The 20,266-nt window shown below is 76.3% G+C and carries 14 protein-coding genes and 2 pseudogenes; 11 read left to right on the forward strand and 5 right to left on the reverse strand.

Annotated elements, in window-relative coordinates; genetic code table 11:
* The first annotated feature begins 129 nt into the window (after nucleotides 1-129).
* Entirely contained in the window at nucleotides 130-1,248 is a 1,119-nt protein-coding gene (gene rsgA, locus IE225_RS21340) for a ribosome small subunit-dependent GTPase A (RefSeq protein WP_373303252.1), read from the forward strand.
* Nucleotides 1,249-1,607: 359 nt separating this feature from the next.
* Nucleotides 1,608-3,017 (forward strand): DNA-3-methyladenine glycosylase 2 family protein, encoded by a 1,410-nt coding sequence (locus IE225_RS21345; protein ID WP_190059246.1) that lies wholly within the window; start codon nucleotides 1,608-1,610, stop codon nucleotides 3,015-3,017.
* Between the two features lie 20 nt (nucleotides 3,018-3,037).
* Here the strand turns inward: IE225_RS21345 and IE225_RS21350 are convergent.
* Nucleotides 3,038-3,403, reverse strand: a pseudogene (locus IE225_RS21350) (PPOX class F420-dependent oxidoreductase); the annotation flags it as partial.
* A 185-nt stretch (nucleotides 3,404-3,588) separates the two neighbouring features.
* On the opposite strand from IE225_RS21350, the gene IE225_RS21355 reads away from it, so the two are divergent.
* A complete protein-coding gene (locus IE225_RS21355) occupies nucleotides 3,589-4,992 on the forward strand; it encodes an SGNH/GDSL hydrolase family protein (RefSeq protein ID WP_190059195.1) in 1,404 nt (467 codons plus the stop codon).
* A 10-nt stretch (nucleotides 4,993-5,002) separates the two neighbouring features.
* Here the strand turns inward: IE225_RS21355 and IE225_RS21360 are convergent.
* Nucleotides 5,003-5,454 (reverse strand): annotated as a pseudogene (locus IE225_RS21360) (DUF456 domain-containing protein).
* Nucleotides 5,455-5,707: 253 nt separating this feature from the next.
* Between IE225_RS21360 and IE225_RS21365 the strand changes: the two are divergent.
* Together IE225_RS21365 and IE225_RS21370 are read left to right on the forward strand one after the other, a co-directional pair.
* A complete protein-coding gene (locus IE225_RS21365) occupies nucleotides 5,708-7,090 on the forward strand; it encodes a protein phosphatase 2C domain-containing protein (RefSeq protein WP_190059196.1) in 1,383 nt (460 codons plus the stop codon).
* 1,101 nt (nucleotides 7,091-8,191) lie between these two features.
* Complete coding sequence (locus IE225_RS21370) at nucleotides 8,192-8,575, forward strand: ATP-binding protein (RefSeq protein WP_373303246.1); 384 nt, start codon at nucleotides 8,192-8,194, stop codon at nucleotides 8,573-8,575.
* A gap of 125 nt (nucleotides 8,576-8,700) precedes the next feature.
* On the opposite strand, the gene IE225_RS21375 is transcribed toward IE225_RS21370, so the two are convergent.
* Nucleotides 8,701-9,741: a DUF2637 domain-containing protein gene (locus IE225_RS21375; protein ID WP_190059198.1), complete on the reverse strand. Its 1,041-nt coding sequence runs from the start codon at nucleotides 9,739-9,741 to the stop codon at nucleotides 8,701-8,703.
* 582 nt (nucleotides 9,742-10,323) lie between these two features.
* Here IE225_RS21375 and IE225_RS21380 point away from each other — a divergent pair.
* Entirely contained in the window at nucleotides 10,324-11,184 is an 861-nt protein-coding gene (locus tag IE225_RS21380) for an FCD domain-containing protein (RefSeq protein WP_229879864.1), read from the forward strand.
* Between the two features lie 249 nt (nucleotides 11,185-11,433).
* Here the strand turns inward: IE225_RS21380 and IE225_RS21385 are convergent, their stop codons facing one another.
* Complete coding sequence (locus tag IE225_RS21385; protein WP_190059199.1) at nucleotides 11,434-12,201, reverse strand: hypothetical protein; 768 nt, start codon at nucleotides 12,199-12,201, stop codon at nucleotides 11,434-11,436.
* A 141-nt stretch (nucleotides 12,202-12,342) separates the two neighbouring features.
* Nucleotides 12,343-14,091, reverse strand: coding sequence for a PucR family transcriptional regulator (locus tag IE225_RS21390; protein ID WP_190059200.1), 1,749 nt, complete (start codon nucleotides 14,089-14,091; stop codon nucleotides 12,343-12,345).
* Nucleotides 14,092-14,372: 281 nt separating this feature from the next.
* On the opposite strand from IE225_RS21390, the gene IE225_RS21395 reads away from it, so the two are divergent.
* The 5 genes from IE225_RS21395 (at nucleotide 14,373) to IE225_RS21415 (ending at nucleotide 20,249) form a co-directional block, all read left to right on the forward strand.
* Nucleotides 14,373-15,272, forward strand: coding sequence for an FAD binding domain-containing protein (locus IE225_RS21395; RefSeq protein ID WP_190059201.1), 900 nt, complete (start codon nucleotides 14,373-14,375; stop codon nucleotides 15,270-15,272).
* Complete coding sequence (locus IE225_RS21400; protein ID WP_190059202.1) at nucleotides 15,272-15,919, forward strand: (2Fe-2S)-binding protein; 648 nt, start codon at nucleotides 15,272-15,274, stop codon at nucleotides 15,917-15,919. Before IE225_RS21395 ends, IE225_RS21400 begins: the two co-directional genes overlap by 1 nt.
* Before the next feature lie 2 nt (nucleotides 15,920-15,921).
* The gene (locus IE225_RS21405; RefSeq protein WP_190059203.1) at nucleotides 15,922-18,303 is read left to right on the forward strand and encodes a xanthine dehydrogenase family protein molybdopterin-binding subunit; all 2,382 of its coding nucleotides are present in this window, start codon (nucleotides 15,922-15,924) and stop codon (nucleotides 18,301-18,303) included.
* Between the two features lie 77 nt (nucleotides 18,304-18,380).
* Nucleotides 18,381-19,514 carry an XdhC family protein gene (locus tag IE225_RS21410; RefSeq protein ID WP_190059204.1) on the forward strand — a complete coding sequence of 378 codons (1,134 nt, stop codon included), beginning with the start codon at nucleotides 18,381-18,383 and terminating at the stop codon, nucleotides 19,512-19,514.
* Between the two features lie 273 nt (nucleotides 19,515-19,787).
* On the forward strand, nucleotides 19,788-20,249 hold the full coding sequence (locus IE225_RS21415) for a pyridoxamine 5'-phosphate oxidase family protein (protein WP_190059205.1): 462 nt from the start codon (nucleotides 19,788-19,790) through the stop codon (nucleotides 20,247-20,249).
* The last annotated feature ends 17 nt before the right edge of the window (nucleotides 20,250-20,266 follow it).

Below are 20,266 nucleotides of genomic sequence, written 5' to 3' on the forward strand. Positions count from 1 at the left end.
AGGAACCCATCCCGTCCACCTCCGTGGCCGCCGGCTGACACCTCCTTCCGCTTTCCGCCGCGCTCGTGCGCGCCTGCCGGGGGCCGCCCCTCAGCGAAGGGTCACCCCTTGACTTCCGCTTCCTCCCCGCTGTCCTCCTCCCCTCTGTCTTCCTCCTCGCTGTCCTCTGCGCTGTCCTCCGCGCTCGCCCCCTACGGCTGGGACGAGACCTGGGCCGGCGCGTTCGCCCCGTACGCCGCCGACGGGCTGCTGCCCGGCCGGGTCGTGCGCGTCGACCGCGGCCGCTGCGACGTCGTCACCCCGGACGGCACCGTGCACGCCGACACCGAGTTCGTCACCCCCCGCGACCCGCTGCGGGCGGTGTGCACGGGGGACTGGGTCGCCGTCGACCCGGACGGCGACCCGCGCTACGTACGGGCGTACCTGCCGCGCCGTACCGCCTTCGTGCGCGCCACCTCCTCCAAACGGTCCGAGGGACAGATCCTCGCCGCCAACGTCGACCACGCGATCGTCACCGTGTCGCTCGCCGCCGACCTCGACCTCGGCCGCATCGAGCGCTTCCTCGCCCTGGCCTGGGAGTCCGGGGCGCAGCCCCTCGTCGTGCTCACCAAGGCCGACCTCGTGCCCGACCCGGCGACCCGGGCGTACCTCGTGCAGGACGTGGAGACGAGCGCGCCGGGCGTGCCCGTCCTCACCGTCAGCGCCCGCACCGGGGACGGACTCGACGTCCTCACCGCCGTCCTGTCCGGCGGCACGGCCGTACTGCTCGGGCAGTCCGGCGCGGGCAAGTCCACCCTCGCCAACGCCCTCCTCGGCGAGGACGTCATGGACGTGCAGCAGGTCCGCGACACCGACGGCAAGGGCCGGCACACCACCACCACCCGCAACCTGCTGCCGCTGCCCGGCGGGGGCGTGCTCATCGACACGCCGGGACTGCGCGGCGTCGGCCTGTGGGACGCCGAGAGCGGCGTCGGCCAGGTCTTCGCCGAGATCGAGGAACTCGCCGCGCACTGCCGCTTCCCCGACTGCGCCCACGACACCGAGCCCGGCTGCGCCGTCCGCGCCGCCCTCGACGCCGGCCGGCTGCCGCAGCGGCGGCTGGACAGCTACCGCAAGCTCCAGCGCGAGAACCAGTGGATCGTCGCCAAGAGCGACGCGCGGGCGCGAGCCGAATTGCGCAAGGAAGGGAAGCGCAGGGGCGCGCAGGGCAGGGCGGCGATGGAGGCCAAGCGGGGGCGGTGGCGGTAGGTCCTTCCGGGGGCCCGGCCGGGTGGTTCTCCCGGGTCCGGGGCGGGCTCTTTGGGGGGCCCGGCCGGGCGGCGGCTCTCCCGCGCCCCCGGCCGGGTGCCCCCCCGGGACCCGCTCGGGGGGCACGGGTCCCGGGCGGGAGCGCGGGTCCCGGGCAGGAGCACGGGTCTCGGTTGGGAGCGCGGGTCTCGGTTGGGAGCGCGGGTCTCGGTTGGGGGCACGGGTCTCGGTTGGGAGCGCGGGTCTCGCTCGGGAGCGCGGGTCCCGGTCGGGTCCCCGGCCCCCGACCGGGCAGCCACGTGTCCGATTCCCGCCAGCGGCCCGGCCGGTCCGCGCCCACACTGGAAGACGTGAGGGACGTGTGGGACGAGGACAGCCGCTACGAAGCCGTCCGCAGCCGCGACGCGCGGTTCGACGGGGAGTTCTTCTTCGCCGTCGAGACCACCGGCATCTACTGCCGCCCCAGCTGCCCGGCGGTGACGCCGAAACGGCGCAACGTGCGGTTCTTCCCCACTGCGGCCGCCGCCCAGGCGGCCGGCTTCCGGGCCTGCCGCCGCTGCCGCCCCGACGCGGTGCCCGGCTCGGCGGAGTGGAACGCGCGCGCGGACGTCGTCGGCCGGGCCATGCGGCTGATCGGCGACGGCGTGGTGGACCGGGAAGGCGTCGCCGGACTCGCCGCCCGCCTGGGCTACAGCGCCCGGCAGGTGCAGCGGCAGCTCACCGCCGAGCTCGGCGCCGGCCCGATCGCCCTCGCCCGGGCCCAGCGGGCGCACACCGCGCGGGTGCTGCTGCAGACCACCGACCTGCCGGTCACCGAGATCGCGTTCGCGTCCGGGTTCGCCAGCGTGCGGCAGTTCAACGACACCATCCGCGCCGTGTACGCGGCCACGCCGACCGCGCTGCGCCGCGCCGCGGGCCGGGGCAGCCGGCGCCGGACGGCCGCGCCGGGCGGCGGGGTGCCGCTGCGGCTCGCCCACCGGGGCCCCTACCAGGCCGGTGCCGTCTTCGACCTGCTGCAGCGGGAGGCCGTACCCGGTGTGGAAGAGGTGACCGGGCCGCGCGGCCGGCGCACCTACCGGCGCACGCTGCGGCTGCCGTACGGCACCGGGATCGCCGAGGTCGAGGAGCAGCCCGGCCCGCCCCCGGGCACCTCGGCGGCCGCGCACCCCGGCGGCTGGCTGCAGGCCCGGCTGCACCTGACCGACCTGCGCGACCTGACCACGGCGGTGCAGCGGCTGCGGCGGCTGTTCGACCTGGACGCCGATCCGTACGCCGTCGACGAGCGGCTCGGCGCCGACCCCGAACTGGGCCCGCTGGTCGCCGCCCGGCCCGGGCTGCGCTCGCCCGGATCGGCCGACCCGGAGGAGACGGCGGTGCGCGCCCTGGTCGGCCGCGCCGGCGCGGAGCTGCTGGTGCGGCGCTACGGCAAGGCGCTGGACGCCCCCGACGGCACCCTCACCCACGTCTTCCCCGACCCGGCCGTGCTGGCGGAGGCCGAACCCCACGGCACCCTCGGCGCGCTGACCGCCGCCCTCGCCGACGGCCGGCTGCGGCTCGACCCCGGCGCCGACCGGGACGACGCCGAGCAGGCCCTGCGCGCGCTGCCCGGCCTGGACCCGGCCACGGCCGCCGCCGTGCGCGCCCGCGCCCTCGGCGACCCCGACGTCGCCCCGCCCGGCCTGCCCGTCCCCGACCGCTGGCGGCCGTGGCGGTCGTACGCCGTCGAGCACCTGCGCGTCGCGGGACGCGTGGGACCGGCGCGGGTATGAGCCTTCTCCTTCCAGGCGTCCTCCTCCAGGACCCAGCTGTGGATCCGCTTCGGGTGGATGCGGATCACCTCCTCGCTGAAGTGCGGCCCCAGGTCGTGCGGGCCGACGAGGAGTTCCGCCTCGCCGCGGATGTCGACGCCGCGCACCCGCCAGGGGCTGACGCTGACGACGTCGTCCACGACCAGGGCGACCTTCGGGTTCTTCTGCAGGTTGCGCCACTTCTTGGTCCGGCCCATGGCGTACCCGCCGACCAGGATCGTGCCGTCGTCCCGCGGGAAGAACCCCACGGGGTTGGCCTGCGGCCGGCCGTGCGGGTCGACGGTGGCCGGCCGGCCCAGGCGCTGGGTCCTCAGACAGGCGCGTTCGGCCTCGGTGAACTCGGTCATGACACCAGCCAAGCACCGGGGACCGCCGCGCGCATCGGAACGCGGTCCCAGGTCCGCGGGCCGATGCGGCACGGCGCCCGTCCGGGTGGTTCCGGGCATGACGGCGGGTCAGCCCCGGACCGGATGGGGCACGTTCGTCTGCGGGGCCCGCAGCGGTGCGGGCCGGCGGAGGAACGGACGCGCACATGGTCACGGCCGGGCGGATCCTCGCGGCGCTGCCGCTGCCGTCGTCGTCGTTGTCGCTGCCGTTGTCGCTGTCACTGTCGCTGCTGCTGGGCGCGGCGACCGGCGCCGCACCGCGGCCGGCCGAGGCCGCGCCCCGGTCGGCCGTACCTCAGTCGGCCGTACCCCGGTCGGCCGTACCTCGGTCGGCCACGCGCCAGTCGGCCGTATCCCGGTGGGCCGCGCCCCGGTGGGCCGTATCCCGGCCGATCACGCCCCAGGCGGCCGTGCGGAGCGGCCCGCGGCCCGGCTGGACCGGCACCTGGGAGGCGGCGCCCTCCGCCACCGCGCCCGCGCTGCCGGACACCACCGTGCGCAACGTCGTCCACGTCAGCGTCGGCGGCACCGCCCTGCGGGTCCGCCTCACCAACCGGCTCGGCACCGCGCCCCTGGTGCTGGACGCCGTCACGGCGGGCCGGCAGCGCCCGGGGGCACCCGGCAGTCCCGCCGCCGTGCCCGGCTCGCTGCGCGCCGTCACCTTCCACGGCGCCCGCACCGCCGTCCTCGCGCCGGGCGCGGACCTGACCAGCGACCCGGTACCGCTGGCCGTGCCCGACGGCGCCAACCTCCTCCTCAGCGCCCACACCCCGGCCGGCGCCGACGCCCCCGTCACCCTGCACCGCGCCGCCCTGCAGACCAACTTCCTCGCCCCGCACGGCGACGCCACCGCCGACCCGGACGGCACCGCGTACACCGCCACCACCACCGCCTGGTACCACGTCACCGGCGTCGACGTGCTGCGCGCCCCCTCGGCGGGCAGCGTCGTGGCCCTCGGCGACTCCCTCACCGACGGCACCGGCTCCACCCGCGACGCCAACCACCGCTGGCCCGACCTGCTCGCCGACCGCCTGCGCGCCCTGCCCACCACCCGCCGCCCCGGCGTCCTCAACGCCGGCATCGGCGGCAACCGCCTGCTGCACGACGGCACCGGCCCGAGCGCCCTGGCCCGCCTCGACGGCGACGTCCTGACCCGGGCCGGGGTACGGGTGCTGGTGGTCCTGGAGGGCGTCAACGACCTGAACCACACCCCGCCCGAGGCGCTGGACCCGGCGCCCGTCCTGGCGGCGTACCGCACGATCACCGCCCGCGCCCACGCGCACGGCGTCCGCGTCGTCGGCGCCACCCTCACCCCGTACGCCGGGCACCGCGCCTGGACCCCGGCCCGCGAGGCGACCCGGCAGCGGATCAACGCCGCCCTGCGCGCCGGCGGCCTCTTCGACGCCGTCGCCGACTTCGACGCCGCCGTACGCGACCCGGACCGGCCCGAGCGGCTGCTGCCCGCCTACGACTCCGGGGACCACCTGCACCTCGACGACGCGGGCATGTTCGCCCTGGCCGGCGCGGTCGACCCGGCCCGGCTGCGCTGACCGGCCCGCCTCAGCCCAGGAACACCGCGCCCACCCACGCGCCGGCGATCAGCAGGCAGGTGAACAGCTCCACCAGCACGTCCGAGCCGCCGTGCCGCAGCACCGTGCGCAGCGCCGCCCACGCCTCCCGGCGCCGGCCGAAACGGCGCCACTCGTGCGGGTACACCCCGGCGAGGAAACCCGGCACCGCGCCGAGCACCGGCAGCAGCACGAAGCCGAGCAGGGCGCCGACGCCGTCGTGGACGAGCAGGCGGGTCGTCGCGCCGCCGGCGCGCAGCCGCCGCGGCGGCAGCGTCCAGCGCACCACCCGGCTCAGCAGACGGCGGTGGCACCCGCCAGCACCGCCCACGCCACCGGGCGCGGGTCCTTCGGCGCCCACCACAGCACCGCCGCCCACACCAGCAGCGATTCCGGCACCCCCGGCACCCCCGGCACCAGCACCCCGCACAGGCCGAACGCCATGACCACCCCGACCGGCAGGAGTTCCCACACTCCCCTCAGCCCAGCCTGCCGGAGACCCGGGCGGGACGCAGGTCAGGGAGAGAGCCGGGAAGGGGGTCGGGAAGAGAGCCGGGAAGGGGGTCGGGAAGAGAGCCGGAAAGGGGGTCGGGAAGGGAGGGGCCGGCCCCGTCCGTGTCCCCCCGTTCCCCATGACGCGTCCGGTTTTCACCGACCTCCCGTTTCAACACCGCTCGTGCGGTCGACAATTGGGGGCATGAGCCAGCAGGGGGGCAGGCCCGCCGGACACGACGACGACTGGTGGGGGCAGCTGTACGACGACTCCGCTCCGGACACGGGCCCCGCGCCCACGGCGGACTCCGTCGACGACCGCTTCGCCTCCGCGGTGGGCGCCGTCGGTGGCGACCCGGCCCCCGGCGACCCGGCTTCCGGCGACCCGGCCGACACCTCGCCGCATCCGCCGCCTCCACCGCCCTCGCAGTGGCCCCCTCGCCCCGGCGGCCCGCAGTACGCCCCGGTGCCGCCCGTCCCCGGGACCGCGCCCACCGACCCGCGCACCGGTCCGGTCGCCCCCACCCCCGGCGGCGCCCCACCGGCCCCCTCCGCCCACGGCCCGGAACCGGTGACGCCCGCGGCAGGCGCCGGCACCCCGCCCGCCGGCCGGGAACGGCCGCCCGCCGTCCGCCACGTCGGCGCCCGCCCCCCGGCCCACGAACCCGCGCCCACCGCGCTGCCCTCCGCGGACCCGGACGACCTGGGGGCCCTGGTGCCGGACACGGTCCTGGACGAGGCCCGGTACGGCACCTGCACGCTGCGGGCGGCCTCGGTCCGGGGGGACTCGGCGCGGTCCCGGGGGGAGCCGCGGCGGGACGCGCTGCTGGCGGCGCGGTTCGGGACCGGCGAGGAGGCGCTGATCCTGGTGGCGATGGCGACGGGCGCCCGCACGGCCCCGGATGCGCCCCGGGCGGCCGCCGAGGCCTGCCGGTGGATCGGCCGGGCCGTGGGCCGCAGCCACGCCCGGCTGGTGCGGGACATCAGGGCCGGTCGGCGCGGCGACCTGAAGGCGGGCCTGCACCGGCTCACCGACCGCAGCCTGGGCCGGCTGCGCGCCGACGCGGCCGAACAGGGCGCCCGGCCCGAGGAGTACACGGCGGCCCTGCGCTGCCTGCTGCTGCCGGCCGATCCGCGGTGCCGCACGCGGGTGTTCTTCGGGGTCGGTGCCGGCGGCCTGTTCCGGCTGCGGGACGGCGTGTGGCAGGACATCGAGCCCCCGGCCGGCGAGCTGTCCGGCGGCCCGGTCGTGGGGTTCGGAGGGCCGCCGGCCGAGACGCCCGAGGGGGACCGGCTCACCCTGGACCTGGGGATCCCCAGACCGCCGAGCCCGTACGAGCCGGCCGCCGCCCCGCCCCGCGAGCCCTTCCGCTTCCGCGCCTCGATCGCCCGCCCCGGCGACACGCTGCTGCTGTGCACCGGCGGCCTGGCGGACCCGCTGCGCGACGAGCCGGGACTCGGCGCCCACCTGGGCGCGCGGTGGTCGGCGGCCGGGCCGCCGGACCTGGCGGCGTTCCTGACGGACGTGCGGGTACGGGTCGAGGGGTACGCGGACGACCGTACGGCCGCCGCCGTGTGGGAGGCGTGAGCCGCCGCGACGTCCGGACCGCGTGACCGTCGCGACGTGCCGTGATCGGCGTGGCGTGTGGTGATCGGCGGAGTGCGCCGTGGTCGCCGGGGCGTGTGGTGATCGGCGGGGTGCGCCGTGGTCGCCGGGGCGTGCGGTGATCGGCGGGGTGCGCCGTGGTCGCCGGGGCGTGCGGTGATCGGCGGGGTGCGCTGTGGTCGCCGGGGCGTGCGGTGATCGGCGGGGTGCGCCGTGGTCGCCGGGGCGTGCGGTGATCGGCGGGGTGCGCTGTGGTCGCCGGGGCATGCCGCGACCGTCGTGGCGCGGCGTGGTCGCCGGGGTGTGCCGTGGCCGTGGGGCGTGTCGTGGCCGCGGGGGTGCGTCGGCCGTTCCCGCCGCCGTGCCGGAGGGCGGTGTTCCCGCCGCGCGCCCCGCGCGGTTCGTCGTCCGCGAGCGCGGTGCGGGGCGCGCGGACCGCCCCGGCGGACGACGACTTCCGGCCAGAACGCCGTTCGGTGCGCGCATGTGGCGGCAGGGGGAGCGCGCGGTGGCCGAGGCGGTGCGCGAGGGGCGTGCTCGGGGGCGTCCGCGGAGGGCGGTCGGCGCCCTGTCCGGGACTTCGGCAGGTGTCCGACGGGCCGTCGGGCCGGGCCGGGTCCCCCGCGGTGGTCCGACGCGCCGGGCCGACCTGGGGATTTGTGCGGGACGGCGGGGCCGGGCGGGGCTTCGGCCCGGTGGGACGCGGCGCGCGGGGAGCGGCGTCGGGCCCAGTCCCCGCGCGAGGGGCGCCCGGCCGGGCGTACGGCGTGCGACCGGCGCCCCGGCGGGCGCGTGCCGGCCGATACGGCGGCGCGCACCGGAGGTGACGGACCGTCAGCGGGGTGGCGCGGTGGCCGAACATCCGGCCGTCGCGCCGCGCGCATGACTGGCACGTGGCTCACGGGGCATGGATTCCCGTGAACGTGTTCGAGCAGGAGGGAAACCGACATCGGCACGCGGGCGGGGGACATGGAGAGGCAGGTACGAGGAGGCGGCGGCGGTCCCGGCACCATCGGGGCCTCCTCGGCGAAGACGGTGGAGGATCGGGTCGACGGCACCGCGGAACGGGTACAACCGCCCCGGATGACACGCCGGTTGGGGCGGTCGGACCTGCGGGCGGTGCCCGAGGCGCGCCGGGCGCTGCGCGAACTGCTGCGGCACTGGGGCCGGCCCGGAACGTCGGAGATAGCGGAACTGCTCACCAGCGAACTCGTCACCAACGCGCTCGTGCACACCGGCCAGGACGCGGTCCTGACCGCGGTCGTCGAACCGCGCCGGCTCCGCGTGGAGGTGCAGGACTTCACGGCGCGCCGGCCGAGGCCGCGCCTTCCCGAGGTCCCGGACGACGAGGGCACGAACGGGCGGGGCCTGGTCCTCGTGCAGTCCCTCGCGGACGCGTGGGGGGTACGGCCGCAGGGGCCGGGCAGCAAGGTCGTGTGGTTCGAACTCGGCGCCGACGCCGCCTGAGCGCGGCCGACGGCCCGAACGGCGCGCAAGCGGAAGGGGCGCGGCAGTCACTGCCGCGCCCCTTCCGCGCGCCGGCGCCCGGAGAACGCCCGGAGAGTGCCCGGAGAACGCCCGGGACGCCGTGTCTAACCGAACTGCTGCTCAAGATCCTTGAGCTTGCGCTCCAGGGAGTCCAGGCGCGGCAGCGCCATGGTGTCGTCCTCCGCGGTGAGGTCGACGGTGACCGGCTCGGAACCGGACCGCACCGGCTGCAGGGAGGCCCGGGCGCGCACCGGCAGCGGCTCCGCGGTGGATATGGCGGGCTCCGCGGAGGCCCGCTCGGCACCGCGCTCGGCGGCCGGCGCCTCCAGCTCCCGGCCGCCCCGGCCGATGAGACCGCGGTGACCCCGGCTGAGCGCCTTCAGGTGCGCCCGCTCCACACGCTGCTGCTCGCGGCGCAGCCGGCGCGCCTCCTCCTTCTGGCGCTTGTCCTCGCGCACCTCCTCCACGGCCTCGTCCAGGCTGCGCACGCCCTCCAGGAGCATCAGCGACCAGGCCCGGTAGGTCTCGCGCGGCGCCCGCAGCCAGCGCACGATGCGGATCTGCGGCAGCGGCCGCGGAATCAGGCCCTGCTCGCGCAGCGCGGCCCGGCGGGTCTGCTTCAGCGCCCGGTCGAACAGCACCGCCGCGGACAGGGACATGCCGGCGAAGAACTGCGGCGCCCCCGCGTGGCCCAGGCCCCTGGGCGCGTGCACCCAGTTGAACCAGGCCGCCGCGCCCGCGAACGTCCACACGAGGATCCGGGAGCCGAGCGCCGCGTCACCGTGGCTCGCCTCGCGCACCGCGAGCACCGAGCAGAACATGGCCGCCCCGTCCAGGCCGAACGGCACCAGGTACTCCCAGCCGCCGGTGAGGCCGAGGTTCTGCCGGCCGAAGCCGACCAGGCCGTGGAAGGAGAGGGCGGCGGCCACCGCCGCACAGCAGAACAGCAGCACGTAGGAGGCCGTGCCGTAGATGGCCTCCTTGCGCCTGCGGCGCTCCTCGGCGCGCTCCCACGAGTCTTCCGTCTTCGCGTGCTCCCCGGAGGAGCGCTTGCCGCGCGCGAGCACCGCCACCGCCGCCAGCATGCCCAGGAGCAGCACGGCGCCCGGAAGCAGCCAGTTCAGCGATATGTCGGTCAGTCTCATCTGGGGTCCCTTGCATTGGGATAGGGCGTAACGCCCGCCATAGTGGCCCAATCCCGCCGTCCCTCAGGGGGTTTCGGGGCAAGAGGCCGCCAACGAGGTGCAAGGGGTTGCCCAGGGCAGCGTTCCGCTCGAACTGCCGCTTGAGGGGCGGGAGTTGAGTTCGAATAAGAGTACCGGTACGAGCGGTTCCCGGGAAAGTTCCCGCGACAGGTGAGGGAAGGGTGAATCACCTGTGATCGAAGGTGCTTCCGGGACCGGGGTGATCTTACGGGGTCCTCGCCGGGCGGGCGAACCAGTCCCCTCGTCCGGGCGCGGCCGAAGCCGGGGCCGGGGTCGGGGCCGGGGTCGGGGCCGGGATCGGGATCGGGATCGGGGGAACGGTCGAACGGCTGCTGAACGGCTGAACGGCCACGGGTGCACGCCGTCGCCCCGCCGCGCCGGGGACCGGTTCCGGACGGCAGGGCCCGCCCCGTTCGGGAGGTCCGGATTTGAACTGTCGCGTTCTGCGCCTAAGGTGCTTGACGGCTGAGTAACAACCGGCCGTAATGACCCCAAGTACCGACAAGCCCGGAGGAGGACCCCGTGAACCAGGGCGTGCAGGGCTCCACCGGGACGGGGATGCCCCGGGCGCGGAGCCGCGACGACCTCGGCAGCCGGCCCCGGGACGCCCGGCCGGCGCCCCGGGTCCCGCCCCAGCAGCCGCGCGCCCCGGAACCGGAGCGCGAGCGCACGGCGGCCGCCTCCGGGGCGCGCGGCGAGCACACCCACGCCGAGCGGCCCCTGCGGACACCCGGGAGCGAGCCGGCGCGGCCGGTGGTGCAGCGCCCCTCCGTGCGCGGGCAGATCCTCGCCGCCCTGCGCGCCGCGCTCGTCTCCGGCGAACTGCGTCCGGGCGAGGTGTACTCCGCCCCCGCACTCGGCGACCGCTTCGGCGTCTCCGCCACGCCCGTGCGGGAGGCCATGCAGCAGCTCGCCCTCGAGGGCGCCGTCGAGGTGGTGCCCAACCGCGGCTTCCGCGTGGTGCGCCGCGGCGCCCGCGAACTGGCCGAGCTGGCCGAGGTGCGGGCCCTGATCGAGGTGCCGGTCATGCTGCGCCTGGCCCGTACGGTCCCCGCCGAGCGGTGGGCCGGCCTGCGTCCCCTGGCCGAGGCGACCGTGCGCGCCGCGTCCACCGGCTGCCGGGCCACCTACGCCGAGGCCGACCGCGCCTTCCACCGCGCCGTCCTCTCCCTCGCCGGCAACGAGCAGCTGGTCCGTATCGCCGAGGACCTGCACCGCCGCGCCCAGTGGCCCCTGGTCGGCCCCGGCACCGGCCCCCACGCCCGCGCCGCACTCGTCGCCGACGCGCACGAGCACACCGCCCTCCTCGACGCCCTGATCGCCCGGGACGTGGAGGTCGTACGGGAACTGGTGCGGGAGCACTTCGCGGGGGCGGCGGGCTGAGCACTTCCCCCGTGCCCGAGGCGGCCTCCCTCGTGCCCAGGGCGGGCCTCCCTCGTGCCCAGGGCGGGCCTCCCTCGCGCCCAGGGCGGGCCTCCCTCGCGCCCAGGGCGGGCCTCCCTCGCGCCCGGGGCTTCTTCCCGGACCCGGGCACGAGGGGAGCACCCGGCCCGGCCGGTGGGCCCCTGACCGAAGCACATCCCGCATCCCGGATCCGGGCGCGAGGGGAGGCCCCGGATGCTCCGCGGCGGCTCAGGCCGTCGCCGCGCCCGCCGCCGGCGGCGCGAGCTGCCGGGCCAGCCAGGTCGGTACGCCCCCGAGCAGCCGGAACAGCCGGCGCGCCTCCGCGCGCAGCCGGGACGCCTCCGGGTCGGACTCGGTGTCGGCGAGCGAGACCAGCGCCGGGGCGGTGCCGACGAGATAGCCCAGCTCCTCGCGGATGCGCAGGGACTCGGAGAAACCGTGGCGCGCCTCGGCGAGGTCGCCGTCGCGCAGCGCGAGCCCGGCGAGGTGGCGCCAGGTGAACGACAGCAGCAGCGGGTCGGCGTGGGCGATGGCGCCGGCGTGGGCGCGCCGGTAGGCGGCGAGGGCGGCCTGCGGGGAGCGGGTGAGGTTCTCGGCGAGCAGGCCGCGGCGGAAGTCGAGCAGGGCGCGGGCCGGCGCCTCCGGCGGGATCAGCGCCGCCGCCCGGCCGAGCGCGGCACGCGCCTCGTCGGCCCGGTCCCGCACGCCGTGCAGCGTGGCGGCGTAGGCCAAGTACCCGCGTTCACAAGCGGCCGCGCCGCGCTCCTCGTCGTCGTGGGCCAGCGCCTCCGCCGCGCGCAGCGCGTCCTCCGCCTCCGCCCAGCCCGACTCGGTGTACAGACACCGCTCCACCAGCAGCGACGCCCGCTGCAGCGCGGCCGCGGCGGTGACCGGCCGGAGCAGTGCGGCCGCGTCGGCCCAGCAGCCGCGCGAGCGCAGCCGCCATACCGCGGTCTGGAGCGGATCGTCACCGGCGGTCGTTCCCGTACCAGACATGGCGGTATGCGCCACGTTGCCCTCCCGAGCGCGCCTTTGAGCTTTGGTTGGTGGCGGCATTCCAGCACCAATCGCCGGGGCGGGCCAAGGGGGCGGGTGAAGGATTTCACAAAGTCCGGGGGCGCCGGGCCGTCCCGGCGGTCAGCTCATCCGCAGCGCCAGGAAGAAATCGAGCTTGTCCTCCAGGCGGGAGAGGTCACGCCCCGTCAACTGCTCGATCCGGCCGATGCGGTAGCGCAGCGTGTTGACGTGCAGGTGGAGCCGGGTCGCGCAGCGCGTCCAGGAGCCGTCGCAGTCGAGGAAGGCCACCAGGGTGGGGATCAGCTCGGCGCGGTGCCGCCGGTCGTAGTCGCGCAGCGGGTCCAGCAGCCGCGCGGTGAAGGCACGGCGCACGTCGTCCGGCACGAACGGCAGCAGCAGCACGTGCGAGGCCAGCTCCTGGTGGCCGGCGGCGGTGACCCGGCCGGGGCGGGCGGCGGCCACCCGGCGGGCGTGCCGGGCCTCCTCCAGCGCGCCGCGCAGCCCCTCCGCCGAGTGCACGACCGCGCTCACGCCGAGCGTGATGCGCCCGTCCTCGTCCAGACCGGCGGCGAGCGCGTCCCGCACCGGGGCCGGCAGCGCCTCCGTGACGGCGCCCGTCTCCGCGCCGCCGTGCTCCGCGCCGTCCGCCGGGAGCGGGACGAGGGCGACGGCCTCGCCGCCGGTGTGGGCGACGGCGACACGGTCGGAGGGGTCGGAGCCCGGGGCGGGGGAGTAGCCCCCGTCCGGGGAGTCCGCGCCGGCCGGGACGAGACCGACGAGCAGCTCCTCCAGCAGCGCCTGGGCGACCGGGCCGCTGCCGGCGTCGTCCCCGGTGTCGTCCCCGGCGCCGCGCCCGGACCACTCGACGCGGGCGACGACCACCTGCCAGTGCGGGGCCGTGCCCAGCCCGGGCAGCAGCACCGGGGCCGCGACCCGCAGGCGGGCGGCGATCTCGGCGGGCGCCGCGCCGGTCTGCACCAGCTCCAGCACCTCCTGCGCGAGCCGCCGCCGCACCGTGCGCGCCGCGTCCCGCCGGTCCCGCTCGACCGCGATGAGCTGCGTGACCCCGTGCAGCAGATCCAGCCGTTCCTCCGGCCAGTCCCCGGCGTCCGCCTCGACGGCCAGCAGCCAGTCCGACAGCACCGTCCCGCGCACGTCCCGGACGGTCTCGCGCACGTCCCGGGCGGCCTGCGGGTCGCGACCGCCGCGCACCGGGAAGAGTGAGTACGTCGTGCCGCCCACGGTCACCCGGTGCGGGCCGCGGCGGCCGGCGCGGGCGGCGGCCAGGTGCTCCGCGGCCAGCCTGCCGCACAGCTCGGCGGGCAGCGCGGGCCCCGCCTCGCTGGGCCCGGCGACCAGGCGCCCGGTGGGCGACAGCACCCAGGCCCGCAGGTCCAGGTCGGAGCGGAGCAGGTCGAGGACGACATCGGCGCCGGCCGGGCCGGAGGTCATCATCCGCCGGTGCCGGTCGACGACGGCCGCGAGGTCTCCGGCGCGCTCCCCGGACACCTGCCGCACGATGTGCTCGGTGATCGTCGCGAACGCCACCGACTCGTGCACCGAGAACAGCGGCAGCCGGTGCTTGGCGCAGGCCGCCACCAGGTCCTCGGGAACGTCCCCGAGCTCGGCCTCGCCCGCCGCCAGCGCCGCCACCCCGTTCCGCACCAGGATCCGCACGAACGGCTCGGAGTCCGCGGCGTCCCGGCGCCAGGCCAGCCCGGTCAGCACCAGTTCGCCGCCGGAGAGGTAGCGGCTGGGGTCCCGCAGGTCGGTGGTCATCACCCCGCGGACGGTACGGTCCAGTTCGTCCTCGCCGCCGAGGAGCTTCAGGCCCAGCGCGTCGGTCTCCAGCAGTGCGCGCAGCCGCATTCTCGTCGCCGCCGTTCCTTGTCTCGCATCAGTCGCCCGCTTCTTGTGCTTCCGCAGGAGCGCACAAGGGTCACCGTGGGCATCTCTTCGGACGAATCTACAAGACGATCTCGCCGACCAGCCAACTCCTTCATGGCTTCGGTGACTGACCCCTGTGGAGTACGGAGCGGTGTACTGAGGCCATTCCCCGTGAACAGCACATGAACGAGCCGGGCCCGCCGCGCCCGATCCGGCTCGATCCGTACGACCGACGAGCAGACGAGCAGAGGAAAGAGCCGGTCATGGACTTCCTGCGCCCCGCCAGCTGGGAGGAGGCGCTCGCCGTGAAGGCCGAGCATCCCTCCGCCGTGCCGATCGCGGGCGGCACCGACGTGATGGTCGAGATCAATTTCGGCCACCGCCGGCCCGAGTACCTGATGGACCTCAACCGCATCGGCGACCTGTACGCGTGGGAGGTCGGCGAGGACACCGTGCGGCTCGGCGCCGGTGTGCCGTACGCGCACGTCATGGAGCACCTGCGGGCCGAACTGCCCGGCCTCGCGCTCGCCTCGCACACCGTGGCCTCCCCGCAGATCCGCAACCGCGGCGGCGTCGGCGGCAACCTCGGCACCGCCTCCCCGGCCGGCGACGCCCACCCGGCTCTGCTCGCCGCCGGCGCCGAGGTCGAGGCGCAGTCGGTGCGCGGCACCCGCATGATTCCGATCGACGCGTTCTACACCGGCGTCAAGCGCAACGCGCTCGCCCCGGACGAGCTGATCCGCGCCGTGCACGTCAGGAAGGCGGACGGCCCGCAGCAGTACGCCAAGGTGGGCACGAGAAACGCCATGGTGATCGCCGTGTGCGCCTTCGGCCTCGCCCTGCACCCCGCCACCCGCACCGTGCGCACCGGCATCGGCTCGGCCGCGCCCACCCCGATCCGGGCGCGGGCCGCCGAGGAGTTCCTGACCGCCGCGCTGGAGGAGGGCGGCTTCTGGGACAACGGCAGGCCCGTCCCCCCGTCGGTCGCCGGACAGTTCGCGCGGCTGTGCTCGGCCGCCTGCACCCCGATCGACGACGTGCGCGGCACCGCGGGCTACCGCCGCCACGCGGTCGGCGTCCTGGCCCGCCGCACGCTGGCGTGGACCTGGGAGTCCTACCGCGGCACCGCCCGCACCGCACACCGGAAGGGAGGCGCCGCGTAATGCGCGTCAGTTTCACCGTCAACGGACGACGCCAGGAGGCCGACGACGTGTGGGAGGGCGAGTCCCTGCTGTACGTGCTGCGCGAGCGCCTGGGCCTGCCCGGCTCCAAGAACGCCTGCGAGCAGGGCGAGTGCGGCTCCTGCACGGTCCGCCTGGACGGCGTGCCGGTGTGCGCGTGCCTGGTGGCCGCCGGGCAGGCGGAGGGCCGCGAGATCCTGACCGTGGAGGGGCTCGCCGACCACGCCCGGCGGCGCGCCCGCGGCGCCCGCGCCCGGGACGGGCGGCCGGACCCGCGGACCGGCGAGGGAACCGGGCTCTCTCCGGACCCGCGGACCGGCGAGGGAGCCGGCCTCTCTCCGGACCCGCGGACCGGCGAGGGCACCGGACTTTCCCCGGACCCGCGGACCGGCGAGGGCACCGGCCTCTCCCCGGTCCAGCAGGCGTTCGTCGACGCCGGCGCCGTCCAGTGCGGCTTCTGCACCCCCGGCCTGCTGGTCGCCGCCGACGAGCTGCTGGAGCGCCACCCCGACCCGACCGACGCCGACATCCGCGAGGCCCTCTCGGGCAACCTGTGCCGCTGCACCGGCTACGAGAAGATCATGGACGCGGTCCGCCTCGCGGCCGCCCGGCAGGCCGGGGAGGCGTGACGATGGCGGCCAACGCACCCACGAAGATCACCCAGGGCGCGCGGACCAGGGGCGGCGTCGGCGAGTCCACGCTCCGCCCGGACGGCGTCCTCAAGGTCACCGGCGAGTTCGCGTACTCGTCCGACATGTGGCACGAGGACATGCTGTGGGGCCACATCCTGCGCTCCCCGCTGGCCCACGCCGAGATCGTCTCCCTCGACACCGGCGAGGCCCTCGCGCTGCCCGGCGTGTACGCCGTCATGACCTACGACGACCTGCCGACCGAGGTGCGGCACTACGGCCTGGAGATCCGGGACACCCCGGTCCTCGCGCACCGCAGGGTGCGCCACCACGGCGAGCCGGTCGCGATCGTCGCCGCCGACCACCCGGAGACGGCCCGCCGCGCCGCCGCCAGAATCAGGGTCGGCTACCGGGAGCTGCCCGTCGTCACCGACGAGTCCTCCGCCCTGGCCCCGGACGCCGTCCTGATCCACGACAACCGCACCGACGACCACGCCGGCCACGTCCCGCACCCCAACATCGTCCACCGCCAGCCCGTCGTGCGCGGCGACGTCGAGGAGGCACGCCGGCGCGCGGACGTGATCGTGACGGGCGAGTACCACTTCGGCATGCAGGACCAGGCCTTCCTCGGCCCCGAGTCCGGCCTCGCCGTGCCGGAGGAGGACGGCGGCGTCCACCTCTACATCGCCACCCAGTGGCTGCACAGCGACCTGCGCCAGATGGCGCCCGTGCTGGGCCTGCCCCCGGAGAAGATCCGCATGACGCTGGCCGGCGTCGGCGGCGCGTTCGGCGGCCGCGAGGACCTCTCCATGCAGATCCACGCCTGCCTGCTGGCGCTCCGCACCGGCAAACCCGTCAAGATCGTCTACAACCGTTTCGAGTCCTTCTTCGGCCACGTCCACCGCCACCCGGCCACCCTGCGCTACGAGCACGGCGCCACGAAGGACGGCAGACTCACCCACGTCAAGGCCCGCATCGTCCTCGACGGCGGCGCGTACGCCTCCTCCTCTCCCGCCGTCGTCGGCAACGCCGCCTCGCTCGGCGTCGGGCCGTACGCCGTCGACGACGTCGACATCGAGGCCCTCGCCCTCTACACCAACAACCCGCCCTGCGGCGCCATGCGCGGCTTCGGCGCGGTCCAGGCGTGCTTCGCCTACGAGGCGCAGATGGACAAGGTGGCGCAGCGGCTCGGGATGGACCCGGTGGAGTTCCGGCGGCTCAACGCCATGGAGCAGGGCACGCGGATGCCCACCGGGCAGGTCGTCGACTCCCCGGCGCCGGTCGCCGAACTCCTGCGCCGGGTCAAGGCGATGCCGATGCCGCCGGAGCGCCAGTGGGAGAGCAGCGAGGGCGTCGACGTACGGCAGCTCCCCGGCGGCCTGTCCAACACCACGCACGGCGAGGGCGTCGTCCGCGGGGTCGGCTACGCGGTCGGCATCAAGAACGTCGGCTTCTCCGAGGGCTTCGACGACTACTCCACCGCGCGGGTGCGCCTCGAAGTGGCCGGCGGCGAACCGGTCGTCACCGTGCACACGGCGATGGCGGAGGTCGGCCAGGGCGGCGTCACCGTGCACGCGCAGATCGCCCGCACCGAGCTGGGCGTGGCGCAGGTGACGATCCACCCCGCGGACACCCGGGTGGGCAGCGCCGGCTCCACCTCGGCCTCGCGGCAGACGTACGTCACCGGCGGCGCGATCAGGAACGCCTGCGGCCTCGTCCGCGAGAAGGTGCTGGAGCTCGGCCGCCGCAGGTTCGGCTCCCGCCACCCGGCCTGGGCCACGGCCGAGTTGCTGCTGGAGGGCGGCAAGGTCGTCACCGACGGCGGCGAGGTGCTCGCCGACCTGGTGGACGTCCTCGGCGAGGAGGCCGTCGAGGTCGAGCAGGAGTGGCGGCACCGCCCCACCGAGCCCTTCGACCCGCGCACCGGCCAGGGCAACGGCCACGTCCAGTACTCCTTCGCCGCGCACCGCGCCGTCGTCGAGGTCGACACGGAGCTGGGCCTGGTGAAGGTGATCGAACTCGCCTGCGCCCAGGACGTGGGCAAGGCGCTCAACCCGCTGTCGGTGGTGGGCCAGATCCAGGGCGGCACCACCCAGGGCCTGGGCATCGCCCTCATGGAGGAGATCGTCGTCGACCCGCACACGGCGAAGGTGCGCAACCCCTCCTTCACCGACTACCTCATCCCCACCCTCCTCGACACGCCGACCATCCCCGTCGACCTGCTCGAACTCGCCGACGACCACGCCCCCTACGGGCTGCGCGGCGTCGGCGAGGCCCCGACCCTGTCGTCGACCCCGGCCGTCCTCGCGGCGATCCGGAACGCCACCGGGCTGGAGCTGAACAGGACGCCGGTACGCCCCGAGCACCTGACCGGAACCGCGTGAGACGCGCGGCGGCACCGGCGCGGGTGCCGCCGCCCGCAGCCCGCCCCGCCGCCGCAGTTCTCGAAGGAGACCGAGACATGCTGGACATCGCCGAGGAGTTGCACCGGTGGGTGGCGCAGGGCCGTGACTTCGCCGTGGCGACCGTGGTGGCGGTGGGCGGCAGTGCGCCGCGCGGTGTGGGGGCGGCGCTGGCGGTGGACGCTGAGGGCACGGCGGTCGGCTCGGTGTCCGGCGGCTGTGTGGAGGGCGCGGTCTACGAGCTGTGCCGGCAGGCGCTGGCGGACGGCGCGGTGCGGGTGGAGCGCTTCGGCTATAGCGACGACGACGCCTTCGCCGTGGGCCTGACCTGCGGCGGCACCGTCGAGGTCCTGGTCACCCCGGTGCGGGCGGCCGATCCGGCGCGCGCGGTGCTCGCCCGCGCGCTGGCCGCCGCCGCGCGCGGCGAGCCGGCCGCGCTGGCCCGCGTCGTGGCCGGCCCGGCGGACCGACTGGGCGGGGCGCTGCTGGTGCGCCCCGACGGGAGCCACACCGGCGGGCTGGGCGGCGGCGCGGCGCTGGACCGCACGGCCGCCGCCCAGGCCCGGGCCCTGCTGGCGGCCGGCCGCACCGGCACCGTGGAGCTCGCGGCGGACGGCTCCGGCTGCCCCGGCGGCCTGACGGTGCTGGTGGAGGTGAGCGCCCCGCCGCCGCGGATGATCGTCTTCGGGGCGGTGGACTTCGCCGCCGCGCTGGTGGGCATCGGCCGGTTTTTGGGCTACCGGGTCACGGTGTGCGACGCCCGCCCGGTCTTCGCCACCGCGGCCCGCTTCCCCGACGCCGACGAGGTGGTGGTGGACTGGCCGCACCGCTACCTGGCGCGCACCGGGGTGGACGCCCGCACCGTGCTGTGCGTGCTCACCCACGACGCCAGGTTCGACGTGCCGCTGCTGCGGCTGGCGCTGCGGCTGCCGGTCGCCTACGTCGGCGCCATGGGCTCGCGCCGCACCCACCGCGACCGCGCCCGCCGCCTGCGCGAGGCCGGCGTGAGCGAGCGGGAGCTGGCCCGGCTGCGCTCCCCGATCGGCCTGGACCTGGGCGCCCGCACCCCGCAGGAGACCGCGGTGTCGATCGCGGCGGAGATCGTCGCCGCCCGGCACGGCGGCAGCGGCACACCGCTGACCGGCGGCACCGCACCCATCCACACCACACGGCACCCGGAGGCGGTGGCGTAGGCGGGTGAGCCCGAGCGGATCCAGCAGCCGACCGGCCACCGCTCCACTACCGGAGACAAGCATGGCCACTACCGGAGACAGGCATGGCCACTACCGGAGACAAGCATGGCCACTACCGGAGACAAGCATGCACACATGACCGAGCACTGCAGCCGGCCACCCCGAGCACCGAAGTCGGTCGCCCCGAGCCGAACGCCGAGGGGTCCATCGGTCGCTGGGAGTAGGTCCTGCGCCTCAGGCGCGCTTCGCGCCTGCTGGCTGGGGTCGGACCCCATGGAGACCACGGGAACCGTTCGTCGCCGGACGGCGGAGCGTATACGCGACACTCTGGAGCGGCTCGTCACCGAGCGGGACGTATGGGTGTCGACGGCTCACCCTGATCACGGGCCGCACCAGGTGCCGCTGTGGTTCTCGTGGGACGGGCGAGCGGTGTGGATGTGCACCAGCGCCGCTTCCGCGACTGCGCGGAACGTCCGCAAAGAGCCGCGCGTACGCCTGGCGCTGCCGGACACCTTCGACGTGGTGCTCCTCCAGGGCGAGGCGGAGTGCTTCCCGGACCAGGAGGTGCCCGAAGACGCAGCGGAGGCGTTCACCGACAAGTTCGGGTGGGATCCGCGCGTGGAGGAGGGGTCCTTCCTGTACGTACGCGTGGTCCCGGGGACGGTGCGCGCTTGGCGCGGCGAGCCGGAACTGCGCGGGAGAGTCGTCATGCGCGACGGAACGTGGCCGGCATAACGGCCGTCTCTTGCCGA

It is taken from the genome of Streptomyces echinoruber, from assembly GCF_014651135.1.
Lineage (GTDB): Bacteria > Actinomycetota > Actinomycetes > Streptomycetales > Streptomycetaceae > Streptomyces > Streptomyces echinoruber.

What these genes read in the sequence shown, in the direction of transcription:
- IE225_RS21390 (WP_190059200.1), bottom strand. Translation starts at nt 14,091, where the DNA reads ATGCGGCTGCGCGCACTGCTGGAGACCGACGCGCTGGGCCTGAAGCTC.
- IE225_RS21400 (WP_190059202.1), top strand. Translation starts at nt 15,272, where the DNA reads ATGCGCGTCAGTTTCACCGTCAACGGACGACGCCAGGAGGCCGACGAC.
- IE225_RS21410 (WP_190059204.1), top strand. Translation starts at nt 18,381, where the DNA reads ATGCTGGACATCGCCGAGGAGTTGCACCGGTGGGTGGCGCAGGGCCGT.
- IE225_RS21370 (WP_373303246.1), top strand. Translation starts at nt 8,192, where the DNA reads ATGACACGCCGGTTGGGGCGGTCGGACCTGCGGGCGGTGCCCGAGGCG.
- IE225_RS21375 (WP_190059198.1), bottom strand. Translation starts at nt 9,741, where the DNA reads ATGAGACTGACCGACATATCGCTGAACTGGCTGCTTCCGGGCGCCGTG.
- IE225_RS21365 (WP_190059196.1), top strand. Translation starts at nt 5,708, where the DNA reads ATGAGCCAGCAGGGGGGCAGGCCCGCCGGACACGACGACGACTGGTGG.
- IE225_RS21395 (WP_190059201.1), top strand. Translation starts at nt 14,373, where the DNA reads ATGGACTTCCTGCGCCCCGCCAGCTGGGAGGAGGCGCTCGCCGTGAAG.
- IE225_RS21415 (WP_190059205.1), top strand. Translation starts at nt 19,788, where the DNA reads ATGGAGACCACGGGAACCGTTCGTCGCCGGACGGCGGAGCGTATACGC.
- IE225_RS21405 (WP_190059203.1), top strand. Translation starts at nt 15,922, where the DNA reads ATGGCGGCCAACGCACCCACGAAGATCACCCAGGGCGCGCGGACCAGG.
- IE225_RS21355 (WP_190059195.1), top strand. Translation starts at nt 3,589, where the DNA reads ATGGTCACGGCCGGGCGGATCCTCGCGGCGCTGCCGCTGCCGTCGTCG.
- IE225_RS21385 (WP_190059199.1), bottom strand. Translation starts at nt 12,201, where the DNA reads ATGTCTGGTACGGGAACGACCGCCGGTGACGATCCGCTCCAGACCGCG.